Origin of the sequence: Clostridium sp. UMB9555A (genome assembly GCF_030222355.1) — a bacterium.
Classification (GTDB): Bacteria; Bacillota; Clostridia; order Clostridiales; family Clostridiaceae; genus Sarcina; species Sarcina perfringens.
The window spans coordinates 824,415-837,508 of record NZ_JASORQ010000001.1 but is presented as its reverse complement, the minus strand read 5'-3'; the positions used below and the strand labels follow the sequence as shown (position 1 = coordinate 837,508).

At 28.2% G+C, this 13,094-nt stretch carries 10 protein-coding genes; 2 read left to right on the top strand and 8 right to left on the bottom strand.

Going from position 1 to position 13,094, the window contains the following annotated elements; all coding sequences use genetic code 11:
* Positions 1–281 precede the first annotated feature (281 nt).
* Both QP548_RS03845 and cls read left to right on the top strand, forming a co-directional pair.
* Positions 282–1,823 (top strand): GTP pyrophosphokinase, encoded by a 1,542-nt coding sequence (locus QP548_RS03845; RefSeq protein ID WP_061428434.1) that lies wholly within the window; start codon positions 282–284, stop codon positions 1,821–1,823.
* A 78-nt stretch (positions 1,824–1,901) separates the two neighbouring features.
* Positions 1,902–3,332 (top strand): cardiolipin synthase, encoded by a 1,431-nt coding sequence (cls, locus tag QP548_RS03840; RefSeq protein ID WP_061428436.1) that lies wholly within the window; start codon positions 1,902–1,904, stop codon positions 3,330–3,332.
* Between the two features lie 161 nt (positions 3,333–3,493).
* Here the strand turns inward: cls and QP548_RS03835 are convergent, their stop codons facing one another.
* The 8 genes from QP548_RS03835 to asrC all read right to left on the bottom strand — a co-directional run bounded on the left by QP548_RS03835 (position 3,494) and on the right by asrC (position 13,088).
* On the bottom strand, positions 3,494–5,119 hold the full coding sequence (locus QP548_RS03835) for an FAD-binding protein (protein WP_061428438.1): 1,626 nt from the start codon (positions 5,117–5,119) through the stop codon (positions 3,494–3,496).
* A 197-nt stretch (positions 5,120–5,316) separates the two neighbouring features.
* Positions 5,317–6,594, bottom strand: coding sequence for a glutamate-1-semialdehyde 2,1-aminomutase (hemL, locus tag QP548_RS03830; protein WP_061428439.1), 1,278 nt, complete (start codon positions 6,592–6,594; stop codon positions 5,317–5,319).
* Between the two features lie 61 nt (positions 6,595–6,655).
* On the bottom strand, positions 6,656–7,621 hold the full coding sequence (gene hemB / locus QP548_RS03825) for a porphobilinogen synthase (protein WP_061428444.1): 966 nt from the start codon (positions 7,619–7,621) through the stop codon (positions 6,656–6,658).
* Between the two features lie 56 nt (positions 7,622–7,677).
* A complete protein-coding gene (gene cobA, locus QP548_RS03820; RefSeq protein ID WP_061428445.1) occupies positions 7,678–9,156 on the bottom strand; it encodes a uroporphyrinogen-III C-methyltransferase in 1,479 nt (492 codons plus the stop codon).
* An 8-nt stretch (positions 9,157–9,164) separates the two neighbouring features.
* A complete protein-coding gene (hemC, locus tag QP548_RS03815; RefSeq protein ID WP_003454674.1) occupies positions 9,165–10,040 on the bottom strand; it encodes a hydroxymethylbilane synthase in 876 nt (291 codons plus the stop codon).
* A 57-nt stretch (positions 10,041–10,097) separates the two neighbouring features.
* Positions 10,098–10,760 (bottom strand): NAD(P)-dependent oxidoreductase, encoded by a 663-nt coding sequence (locus QP548_RS03810; protein WP_061428447.1) that lies wholly within the window; start codon positions 10,758–10,760, stop codon positions 10,098–10,100.
* The gene (gene hemA, locus QP548_RS03805) at positions 10,724–11,926 is read right to left on the bottom strand and encodes a glutamyl-tRNA reductase (RefSeq protein ID WP_061428449.1); all 1,203 of its coding nucleotides are present in this window, start codon (positions 11,924–11,926) and stop codon (positions 10,724–10,726) included. Before hemA ends, QP548_RS03810 begins: the two co-directional genes overlap by 37 nt.
* 181 nt (positions 11,927–12,107) lie before the next feature.
* Complete coding sequence (asrC, locus tag QP548_RS03800) at positions 12,108–13,088, bottom strand: sulfite reductase subunit C (RefSeq protein WP_003454647.1); 981 nt, start codon at positions 13,086–13,088, stop codon at positions 12,108–12,110.
* Between the last annotated feature and the right edge of the window lie 6 nt (positions 13,089–13,094).

Here is a 13,094-nt window from a genome sequence, read left to right as displayed (position 1 = left end):
TGTAATTATAATACTATAAAAGTCAAAGAAAGTCAAAGTCTATTTTTCACTTTCATAATTTATTAATTACTACTGTTTTTTTCTTATAATTTATTATTAATAAATCATTTATATAATTAATATTTAATTCTAAAGAGATTTTATTAACAAATTATTCATTTTTATAAAAGTATTTATATATAATATTATTTAAAATTCCTCTATTGTTATACTTACTATATGTTGGTATTATTAAACTATACTGACTTTACTTATAAACTAACAAGGACGGTGTTTTAAATTTGGAATTAAAAGTTTTTGAATTTACAAAAGGTACTTTAGAATTACTTAAGGAGATGAAAAAAGATTTAGCCTATAGTGCAAATCTGCTTGATGATTTTTTCTACTCTCTACTAGAGAACTCTTGTGAAGGATTTTTTAATATATCAACTAGAGTAAAATCAGCTTCTAGTTTAAAAGAGAAAATAATAAGACATAATTATTACATAAAATATGATTCCCCTACGGATTTATTTAGAAACCTATCTGATTTAATAGGTGTCAGAATAGAATGTAGATTTATAGAAGATGAAGAACATATATTTAAATTTATAAGAACAATATTTAATTGCACTAATAAAGATGGATTTTCTTACTCATCACAAAATCCAAATATATTTTTAGACCTTAGAGAACATCAACCCTTAAAACAAAAAAATGGTTTTGAATTATATAGAATAGATGGTTTTATTCTAAATGAAGAAGAAAAGTTTAATTTTGAACTTCAAATAAAATCTATGGTAAATAATTTTTGGGGTGAAATTGAACATAAGATAATATATAAAAACTATAATATGATTTTAGGGGATAAATTTTATAAGAATATACTTAATTCTATTAAAAACAATTTATGTTTAATCGATAATCAACTTCTAACTATATTCAACCATGTTAATTCTCACATGGATAATTCTAATGGAGTTGGATTAAAGAAGGAAGGTATTGAAATTTTACTTTCTAAAATGATATATGATATATACTCTTCTAAAGTAAAACATGATTTAGGTATATCTGTTGATTTTAGAAATGCCTGTGACATAATAATAGATTATATATTTACTAAAAATAATTGTAATACTTCTCAAGAATATTATAATACCTTTGTAAATACCTCAGTAAGATTAAACGAAGTTTTTAAGGATTCCATATCTTTTAAAAACAAATTATCTATAGGTGCTGAGCCCTTATGTTTTGACTCAGAATTTTCTAATTCAATTGGAAATAAACTAGCTCATGCTATGAATTATGATTTTCATTGGAACTTGTTCTTTAAAATATTATTTCAAATAGAACCTGGTAACAACAGAGAGGATTTTTATTCCTTTATAAGATACTTAGAAACTATTTTTTCTAATAGAGATTCTTATTTAAATCTTTATTTAACTTTTTCAGCTGAAGAAGTGTCAATAATAAAAGAAGATATTTTATCCTCTTTAAATAAAGCCTTCTTAGAAATTGACTCTATAAAATTTATTTATAGGGATAGACTTTCTGAAATATTTAAGCATATAGATGATTATGTTAAATTCCTATGTGAAGGCATAGATTCTTACGAAAATTATGCAAGTCATAAATATCTTTACACAGAATATCTTTATCTTACTATATTAAGTTCCTTTAATATGGACTTAGATAAGAATTCAATATTAGAGTTTGCTAGTGAACTTAAAAATAGTAAATGTAAACTTAGAATAAGCTATAAGGGAATAAAGCTTTTAGCATCTACCCCTGAAAATTGTACTGTCAACATAAATGAACTTTTAGAACAAATATATATAAGGTAACATTTTTAGTTTATCAGTCTAATATATATTAAAAAATTTAGACTGATAAACTTTTTTAAATACAAAGGAGGAATTCTTATGCACTTATTTTTAAATATGATATTCTTAATAAATATTGTGTTTATTATTTCCATAATCTTTATTGAAAGAAGAAATCCCCAAACTACTTGGGCTTGGATTTTAATATTAACCTTTCTACCCATATTAGGATTTATAATCTACATTTTATTTGGTCAAAATATTACCCGTGAAAAAAACTTCAAAAGAAAAATTCTAGATGACAAGACAAAACAAAAATATTTAAATTCATTTAAGTCTCACTACAAATTAGATAATATTTCTTTAAAATATAAGGACTTAATAATGATGAACTTTAATAATGACAATTCAACTTACACTCAACGTAATGATATAGATTTATATTTTGATGCTAAGAGTCTTTTTGAAGAAATGCTTGATGAAATAAATAAAGCCGAAAATTTTATTCATATGGAATTTTATATTTTTAAAAGCGACGAAATAGGTAAAAAAATCTTACATGCCTTAACTAAGAAAGCTAAGGAAGGTGTTGAAGTAAAATTACTAGTAGATTCTATTGGTAATTCTATACACAAAAAAGATATAGATAAATTAAAGGCAGCTGGTGGAGATTTTAAAATATTTTTTCCTGGCTTTTGCAAATATATAAACTTGAGAATTAACTATAGAAATCATAGAAAGATACTTATTATAGATAGCAAAGTTGCTTTTTTAGGTGGATTTAATATAGGTGATGAATATCTTGGAAAGGATAAAAATATTGGTCATTGGCGTGATACTCATACAAAAATAAAGGGTCTTGCTATTAATGATTTAGAAGGAAGATTCCTTTTAGATTGGAGTTATGCTGATGAATCAGATTTAGACATAGATTTAAAAAAATATTTTATAAATCCTCATTCAACTGATTTGCCAAAGAAGATTATTGGAGCTCAAATAGTTTCCTCTGGTCCTGACCATACTGAACAACAAATAAAAAATGGATATTTTAAAATTATAAATTCAGCTAAGAAAAATCTTTTCATACAAACTCCTTATTTTGTCCCTGATGAACCTATGCTTGAAGCTTTAAGACTTGCTGCCTTATCTGGAGTTGATGTAAAAATAATGCTACCTGGTAATCCTGATCATAAATTTATGGGATGGATAGCAAACTCTTATTTTGAATCCTTATTAAATGCTGGTGCAAAGATCTACTTATATGAAAAGGGCTTTCTTCACGCTAAAACCATAGTGGCAGACTCTTCTATATGTAGTGTAGGAACAGCTAACATGGATATAAGAAGCTTTTCTTTAAACTTTGAAAGCAATATATTTATATATAATGAAGCTATTTCAAAATCTATGGAAGAGCAATTCTTTAAAGACCTAGAGGTTTGTACTAAAGTAACCCTTGAAAGTTTTGAAAAACGATCTATTATCTCAAGAATTGGAGAATCCATAATAAGATTAGTATCTCCTTTAATGTAGAAAAATACAGTGTATGATCATACACTGTATTTTTTATTAATAATAAATTACAAAACTTTAAATTATATTAATTAACCACTATTTTAAAATAGTATTGATTTCTAAATATAAATAAAATACTATCTTAAAAAGCTATTAAAATTTTATTATTTATAGTAATTCTAATTTTCTTTAAAATAAGCTTTAATATCATCACATAACTCTACCATTATCATCTTATCCATGTTTTTATTTGCCTTTGGATAATCCTTTCTATAGTGAGAACCTCTACTTTCTTTTCTAAGGTCAATTGCTTTTAATATGGCCTTGCATAATAATATATTGTTTTCTAGTCTATATGAGTTTCTTAAATTCTCCATATTTACTTCTTTCTTATATACAAAACCCTTAGATATTTCCTCTAACTTTAAAAGTGAATTTTTAACACCTACTTCACTTTTTTCTATCATTGCATTTTTAAACATTATTTCTTGAACTTCTAAAATAAGATCCTCTGCTCCTTCTATTTCATAAAGTGCAAATTCTACTTCTTCTTTTTCACTTAAACTTTTACTAGAAGCATATCTACTAGCACTTTTTCCAGCTATTTTACCAAAAACAAGACCATTTGCTGTAGATAATCCCCCTATTCTGTCTGCACCATGCATACCACCTGTACATTCTCCAGCTGCAAATAATCCATCTACCTTTGTTTCTGCCCATTTATTTATGCTAATCCCTCCATTAGCTGCATGAAAGAATATTCCAATATTTATTTCATCATCTGGGGTAAGATGTTTATTTTCCTTTAACCACTTAAAATAAACTTCAATAAACTCAGGCATATTATTTTTTAAACTATCTTTATACCTAACAGTAACTCCATTTTTATTTTTCATAAACTCTTTAAATATAGCATAGTCAATGTCCTTAGAGTCTAATCTTGAAGTAAAAGGTCCATAAGTTGATCTTTTTTCAAGCTTTTCTCTTAAGTTTTCTATATCTTTAAATACATCTTCTCCCTCTTCATTTCTAGCTTCTATATATTTAAATGTTTTTTCATTAAATATAGTTTTTGGACAGGGCTTTATATATCCTGGCATCATTTGCATAAATTCTATATTTGTTAAGTTACACCCAGCTTTTAAAGCTAAAGCTTGTCCCATACCTGTTATATCTTTAGTATTTAACCTATATTTAAATAAACCACCTATTCCTCCAGAGGCAATTACAAATGCTTTACATTTTATAAACTCAAGCTTATTTAAACTGTTAATAAGTATTACACCTATAATCTTATTATCTTCCTTTACTATTTCAATTACCTCTGAAAAAGGATATTCCAAAACTTTATTACTCTTTAACTTATGGTCTAAAACTTTTTTTGCACTTTCAAATAAAATACCATTCCAATTTCTATTTTTATGGTCAAAACATGGAATGAATTCTTTTTCCCCTGAATTATTAGCTTCTTTAAGCTTAACACCCATTTCTTTTAATAAATCTATACTTGGATTAATATTTTTAACAAAGGTTTCTACTAATTCCTCATCTACAACATTGCACCCAACTTCTTTAATTGTCTTAGCTAAATCCTCTTCATCATTTCTATCCTCTGGCCCTATTAAACCTAAACCCCATGTACCAGGATAAAAGCTTGATCCTGAAAAGATATTTGAACTACTAGAGATTATTACCTTTTGACCATTATTAGAGGCTTCAATTGCTGCCATAATTCCTGCAATTCCAGCTCCCATTACAAAAACATCACATTCTTTGTCTTTTTTTAACTTCACTCTTTCTCTCATAAATACCCCACTTAATTAAATTTCTAATTATAAAATTAAAGCTGATTTATAGGTATAAATATCTTAATTAAGAAGAAAATTTCTAATACAAAAACATATAAGTATATTTAATTTGTAATAAAGCTTTCTATTAAATTAAGTCTTTTCTTAAATATATACCTAAAAATCAGCATTCATTTAAAACTTTTTAAATTTTATTATCCTTCAAAGCTTTCAAAAGCTTCTAAGAATTTCTCTATATGTTCTTCTGTATGTTTTACACTTAAGAACATTGCCTCAAATTGTGATGGTGGTATGTTAAATCCTTTGTTTAACATATGTAAGAAGTATCTCTTAAATCTTTCTCCATCACAAGTTTTTACATCATCATAACACTTAACTTCTTTTAAATCAGTAAAGAATAAAGTCATCATGCCACCTTGTCTATTAACAACAAGACCTAAACCTTTTTTCTTTGCTATTTCAAGAACTCCCTTTTCAAGTTTTGATCCTATTTTTTCAATATGATCATAGTATGATGGATTTTCATAAAGTTTTTTAACTGTTGCAAGTCCTGCACTCATTACTATTGGGTTTCCTGACATTGTTCCAGCTTGATAAACTCCACCTAATGGTGATAAGTTTTCCATTATCTCTCTTCTTCCACCATATGCTCCACAAGGTAGTCCACCACCCATTATTTTAGCATAAGTAACTAAATCTGGCTTAACATCAAATAAAGTTTGTGCTCCTTTATATGCTACTCTAAATCCACACATAACTTCATCAAATATAAGAAGTGCTCCATATTTGTCACATAATTCTCTAAGTTTTCTCATAAACTTAGGTTCACATTTAACGACTCCCATATTTCCAGCAACTGGCTCTATTATTATTCCAGCAATATCATTTCCGTATTTTTCAAATAATTCTTCAACTTGCTTTTCATCATTGTATATTCCTATTAAAGTATTCTTTATGCTTTCCTCTGGAACACCTAAACATCCTGGAATTCCTTCTGTTAATACTCCTGATCCAGCTTCTATTAAGAAACCATCAAAGTGTCCATGATAGCATCCTGCAAACTTAATTATTTTATCCTTCTTTGTGTATCCTCTTGCTAACTTTACAGCACTCATAGTAGCCTCTGTACCTGAGTTTACCATCCTTATCATGTCAACATTGTCTAATGTTTCACATAAAAGTTTAGCTAAGTCTAATTCTAATTTTGTTGAAGCACCAAAGGCTATACTTTCCTCTGAAGTTTTCTTTATTGCCTCTACCACATCTTCATCACAATGACCTAATATCATTGGTCCCCAAGCTAAAACAAAGTCAATATATTCATTTCCATTCTCGTCCTTTATCATAGCTCCTTTACCACTTTTTATTACTGGAGGATTTATTCCAACACTTCCAAAAGATCTTACAGGACTATTAACCCCACCTGGCATATATTTTTTTGATTCTTCAAATATTTCTTTATTTCTGTCCATATTCATTCTCCTAACTATAAGATTGTTAAGCAAATATTTTTCATTATATTATAGTCTTAAACTATTCTTGTAACCATTTAGCAGCTTCTATAGCATAATAAGTTATTATCATATCTGCTCCTGCTCTTTTCATTGATAAAAGCATTTCTAAAGCTACTTGTTTTTCATTTATAAGTCCAAGTTTAGCTGCTGCCTTAACCATAGCAAATTCACCACTTACATTATAAACACAAACTGGTACATCAACTTTATTTCTTACTTCCTTAACAATATCTAAATATGATAAGGCAGGTTTAACCATAACTATATCTGCACCCTCTTCTATGTCTTGCTCTACTTCTTTTATGGCTTCTCTTGAATTTGCAGGATCCATTTGATAAGTTTTTCTATCACCAAATTGTGGTGCTGAATTAGCAGCTTCTCTGAAAGGTCCATAGAAAGCTGAGCAATATTTTGCTGAATAACTCATTATTCCAACATTAACAAACCCAGCTTCATCTAAAGCATTTCTCATAGATAATATTCTTCCATCCATCATATCTGAAGGAGCTACCATATGAGCACCAGCCTTAGCATGTGAAACTGCTATTTTATCTAAGAAACTTAAAGTTTTGTCATTATCTACATCTTTTCCTTCTATTATTCCACAATGACCATGACTAGTATATTCACACATACAAACATCAGTTATTACTAATAAGTTCTCATAATCTTCTCTTAATTTTCTAATTGCTTTTTGAACAATTCCTTCATCAGAATAAGCCTCTGATCCACAAGCATCTTTATGTTCTGGAAGACCAAATATAATTACACCTTTTATATTTAAAGCTACCACTTCATCAACTATTTCATTTAATCTATCTAAAGATACATGATAGTTTCCTGGTAGAGAACTTATCTCCTTTTTTATGTTGTTTCCTTCAACTACAAATATAGGAAATATAAAGTCATTTGCTGTTAAAATATTTTCTCTAACAAGGTCTCTCATTTCCTTATTTATTCTAAGTCTTCTTCCTCTCTTTATCATAATCTTTCCTCCTAATTTGTTTGTAATTTGCCTATAAAATTAATTTTACCACAAATTTATTTTTTAACCTCTTGCCATATACCCTCAATTTCACTTAAAAATCCATCTCCACAATGTGTTTTGCACATTTTTCCTTCAATTCCACTTTCATTTAAAGCTTTTAAGGTTATAGGTCCTATAGCTATGCTTACTTTCTCTTTAAGAGCTTCAAGTCCAATCATATCAATCATGTTTTTAACCGTTGAAGGACTTGTGTATAATACCATATCAACTTCCTTGAAAGCTCTTGGATTTTTAACATCTCCGCATACAGTATCATAAATATTAACTCTATGACATTTCGCTCCTAAAGAAGCTAAATTATCAAACAAGTATTCTCTGCTTAAAGAAGAACATGGAATTAATACTTCTTCTCCTTCTTTAATATTATCTTTTAAAACTTCAAATAAACCTTCCGCTGTAAATGAATGAGCCATTATGCTTGGTACAATTCCTCTAGCTATTAAAGCTTTTTTAGTTGCTTTTCCTAGTACAGCAAAATCTGCTTTTATTTTTCTTATATCAAATTGATTTTTTACTAAATAATCAAAGAATACATTAACAGCATTTACTGAAGTAAATACTATATGATCATATTTTTCTAAAGTATTAATATATTCATCTAAATTATGAGCAGTTTCTTTTATTTTTATAGAGTTTATTTCTGTTACTTCTGCACCTAACTCTTTTAATTTCCACTTAATCTCCTTAGATTGTTCCTTAGATCTTGTTAAACAAATATTAGCTCCAAATAGAGGTAATTTTTCATACCATGAAAGTTTTTCATTTAATGAAACAACATCTCCAACAACTATTATACAAGGTGATTCTAACTTAGCTTCTCTAACTTTTTTACATATATTTTCTAATGTTCCAATAACCTTTCTTTGCTTTGAAGTTGTTCCTCTCATTACTACTCCACAAGGAGTTTCTATATCTTTACCATTTTCTAAAAGATTCTCAACAATTGTTTCTAAATTTGAAAGTCCCATCATAAATACTAATGTTCCATTTTCTTTTGATAAAGCTTCCCAATTTACATTTAAAGTTCTTGCTGACATTCCTGTTACAATATGAAAACTCTGTGCTAATCCTCTATGTGTTATTGGTATACCTGCATAATTTAAAACAGAAATAGGTGAAGTAACCCCTGGAATAACTTCAAAAGGTATGTTTTCTTCTACTAAGGCTAATACTTCTTCTCCACCTCTTCCAAAAACATATGGATCTCCACCTTTTACTCTACCAACAACATGACCTTTTTTAGCAAGTTCAACTATACTTTCATTTATCTCTTCCTGTGTTTTATAATGGCATCCTGGCTCTTTTCCACAATAGTAAATCTCACAGTCATCATTTAAATAATTAAGTATATTATTCCCAACTAATCTATCATATAAGACTGCTGTGCATTTTTGTAATGCATTTATTGCTTTAAGTGTTAATAACTCTTCATCTCCAGGACCTGCCCCTATTATATATGCTTTTTTACTCATAGTTCCTCCTAGACCTCTCCTAATATTTTTTCTGCAAGTTTTTTTCCTAATAATATATTATCTTCTTTATTTCCTAATATATCTTTTTTAACTATTCTATTATTTACAGTAAATGTACCTATCATATATAAGTCATTATCTTTAACTTCTGAATAAGCACCTATAAGACTATGACATCCTCCGTTTAATACCTTCATAAAGCTTCTTTCAGCTTCAACAGTAGTTCTAACCTCTTTGCTATCTAAAGCTTTAAAATAGTCATTAAATTCTCCACCTTTTAAGCACTCTATTCCTAATGCTCCTTGACCAATAGCAGGTAAAAATACCTTTGGATCAAAATAATCACTTATTACATCTTCCATACCAAGTCTTTTTAATCCTGCTGCCGCTAAAATTATTCCATCTAAATTTTCTTCAGTTATTTTTTTTATTCTAGTTTGAACATTACCTCTAATTGGAACAATCTCTAAATCATCTCTAAATAACTTCAATTGTTCCGCACGTCTTATACTGCTAGTTCCGATTCTAGCTCCTTTTCTTAAATTAGATAAAGTTGATCCATTTAAAGATACAAAGGCATCTCTTATATCTTCTCTTTCGGGCATTGCAACAAGCTCAAATTCGCTAGGAAGTTCAAAAGGAACATCTTTCATACTATGAACGGCTCCATGAGCTTCTTTATTTAAAAGAGCTAGTTCTATCTCCTTTACAAATAGCCCCTTTCCACCTATTTTATTTAATGAAACATCTAGTCTTCTATCACCTTCTGTCATAACTAAAAGTTTCTTACTATCTACATTTTCCTTTTCTTTTAAAAGTTCCATAACTTTTTCAGTTTGCACTTGTGCTAACTTACTTTTTCTAGTCGCTATTATTAATTCCATTACTCCAAACCTCGCATTTTGATTATTTTTATATTTTCATAAAAAATTCTGTTATATTTACTTTAATCCTAAAGTTAAGGAATTAGCTAATTCTTCTCCTAAAAGATTTCTTAAGTATTCATATTCTCTTTTTTCTAAAAGGGCATTTTTAAATTCTTTACTTGAAATAATCTCTATTATATTATCCTTTACTTCTTCTTTTTTAGCTTTTTCTCTAATCTTAGCTACCTTAATTGAGTATATGTCATTTTCCTTAATAATATTTGATACTTCTTCTCCTATAGCCCTAGTTATTCTAGGCGATCCTAATTTACTACTTATACTAAAGCCTAGATTTTCATAACATCTACTGTAAGGAATAGCCACCATACCCTCTTTATAATTAGCTGCATTTAAATATAGTTTGTACTCCTCATCACAATCCTTGCTTATCTTATCTACCAGAGAACTTTCATCCACAGCTATTATTATAAGATGAGCATCTTTTATAAACTCTTTATAATAGGTTCCCTTTTCAAGTTTTAAATTTTTATTTTCAATATCTAAGATTTCCTTTGAAAACTCCTTAGATAAAATATGTACATAACAACCTTTTTCTAATAATCCTTTAATCTTTATGGTGGCTGCTTTTCCTCCACCTATTACCTTAACATGAAATTTACTACTTATAATGTTTATTGGTACTAAGTTAAAAATATCTTCTCTATTATTTCTGCACAAGAACTATCACTTCCCTTTAAGGCTTCACTTTTTAAAAGTTCTATTGCCCTATTAACATAAGCATCAGCTGTACTTTTTATCATTCTTTCTGCTAATTTAGCATTTTCTCCATTTCCCTTATTAGAAAAAGTCTTTATTCTTTCACTACAAATTTCATTTTCTCTTATTTTTATGTTTCTTATTTTACTTGAAACTTCTCTTATTTTAAGCCAGTTTAAAAATTCCTCTATGCTCTCTTCAACTATATGCTTATACTCTTCCATTCTTTCTTTTCTTATTTTTTTATTCTTATCATCAATCTTACTTATTTCATCTATATCCTTAAGGATTACTCTCTCTTTTTCTGATAATTCCTTATCGACATCTCTTGGAACAGCTAAATCATATATATGTATTATGTCACCTTCAGTTTTTATATCTTCATTTCTAACTACTGTATGAGGTGCTGCTGTACAAGAAACTATACAATCAACCTCATTTATAACATGATTTTTTTCATTAAAATCTAAAACTTCTACAATTTCACCCTCTAAATCACTTGCCTTACTCTTATCCCTTACTATTAAATAAATACACTCTACTTTATGACTTAAAAGATGTTTAATTGCTAACTTCCCAATTTCTCCATATCCTAATACCATAAATTTTTTGCATCCTTTTAATAGGGCACTATTTATTGATATTGATACTGATGAAACTGGAACTTCAAACATTTTACATTCTGTTTTAAATTTTTTACCACAAGCAATAGCTATTTCAAACATCTTTTGTAATTCTGATGAAATACTATTATCCGAAATAGCTGTTTTATAAGCATCTTTAATTTGTCCTAGAATTTGATCTTCACCTAAAATTCTTGAATGAAAGCCACAAATAACCTCCATAAGATGGGTTACTGCTCTCTTTTCCTTTGATAAAAACATATATTTTTTCAAATCATCATTCCAATTGAACACATTAAAAATTTTATCAAAAATTTCATCCTCTGAAATCTCTTCAGTGCAATTAAAATAAATCTCTGTTCTATTACAAGTATTTAATATTACAACTTCTTTAAATGAATTTAATAATTCTCCTACGTATTTCTTATGTTTTTTAGGATATAAGGCTAATTTTTCTCTTATTGCTATATCTACATTCCTTTTAACCCCTATAACTCCTATCATGAACTGCCTCCTAAGTTTTTATATCATATGTTAAAATTTTATTAAAACACTCTATTTTATAATATCATAAAAATTATATATGCCCAATGAAATAATTGTATTAGTTATATGAAAAATACATATTTATTATAATTAGTAGCTTATATAAATAAAAGCACTCTATAAATAGAGTGCTTTTTTATTAAAATCCGTTTGTATAATGTATTCCGCTCCAATAAACATTGTTTTTCATTAATGCTTTTTCAGATAAAGTTACTCCTTCTAAAGCCCACTTCTTGAATTCCATAAATCCAGTTCTGTCTATTATGTATCCAATGTGCTCTTTTCCACCTGGAGCATCTTTAGCAATATATTCTGTAACATATTTATAAGTATTTAAGATAATTTTTATGATGCTATCCTCATCTACCCAAAGGATAAAATCTTCTGCTAACCTTGGATTTTTCTTTCCTGTTCTACCCATTATAGCTAATCTGTAGTATTTTTCTTTACTTCTTGTCCATGCATTTGTTGGGCAATTCATAACACATTCTCCACAACCAATACATTTGCTTCCATCTCTAACTACTTTGAAGTTTTCAAAACTTAAAGCTCCTGTAGCTTTCTTCTTACAAGCTCTAACACAGGCTCCACAAGATACACATCTATTTCTTTCATATTGTGGCTCTGTCATACCTATAATACCAAAGTCATGCATTCTCGCTTTAATACAATCATTTGGACATCCAGTTAAAGCTATTTTGAAGTGTAAATCATTTGGGAATATTGCTTTTTCTATTTTCTTAGCAAAATTTGTTGTATTGTAATTAGCAAATGGACAAACATTATTTCCTATACATGCTGAAACGTTTCTTGTTCCTGCTGCATTGTATCCATCTCCTGGATTTTCTTGATTTATTTCTAAAGCTTCTATAATAGGTTGAAGCTTTTTATTTACTTCTGGTATATCTTTCATATCTATTCCTGGTATTTCAAAACCTTGTCTAGTAGTGATATGAACTGTACCATCTCCATAAGTATCAGCTATTTCTTGAATGTTAAGTAATAACTTAGCATCTAAGTGTCCACCTGGAACTCTTATTCTTGATGCTGTATATCCTCTTCTTTTAGTTACCCTAAAAGCGTTCTTCTTAAGTTTTTTAGTATTTATATCTAAAGACATAGTCCT

Excerpts from the sequence above, each read along its gene's own strand:
- QP548_RS03835 (WP_061428438.1), bottom strand. The coding sequence starts at position 5,119 with ATGAGAGAAAGAGTGAAGTTAAAAAAAGACAAAGAATGTGATGTTTTT.
- hemA (WP_061428449.1), bottom strand. The coding sequence starts at position 11,926 with ATGATAGGAGTTATAGGGGTTAAAAGGAATGTAGATATAGCAATAAGA.
- hemL (WP_061428439.1), bottom strand. The coding sequence starts at position 6,594 with ATGGACAGAAATAAAGAAATATTTGAAGAATCAAAAAAATATATGCCA.
- hemB (WP_061428444.1), bottom strand. The coding sequence starts at position 7,621 with ATGATAAAGAGAGGAAGAAGACTTAGAATAAATAAGGAAATGAGAGAC.
- cobA (WP_061428445.1), bottom strand. The coding sequence starts at position 9,156 with ATGAGTAAAAAAGCATATATAATAGGGGCAGGTCCTGGAGATGAAGAG.
- cls (WP_061428436.1), top strand. The coding sequence starts at position 1,902 with ATGCACTTATTTTTAAATATGATATTCTTAATAAATATTGTGTTTATT.
- asrC (WP_003454647.1), bottom strand. The coding sequence starts at position 13,088 with ATGTCTTTAGATATAAATACTAAAAAACTTAAGAAGAACGCTTTTAGG.
- hemC (WP_003454674.1), bottom strand. The coding sequence starts at position 10,040 with ATGGAATTAATAATAGCGACTAGAAAAAGTAAGTTAGCACAAGTGCAA.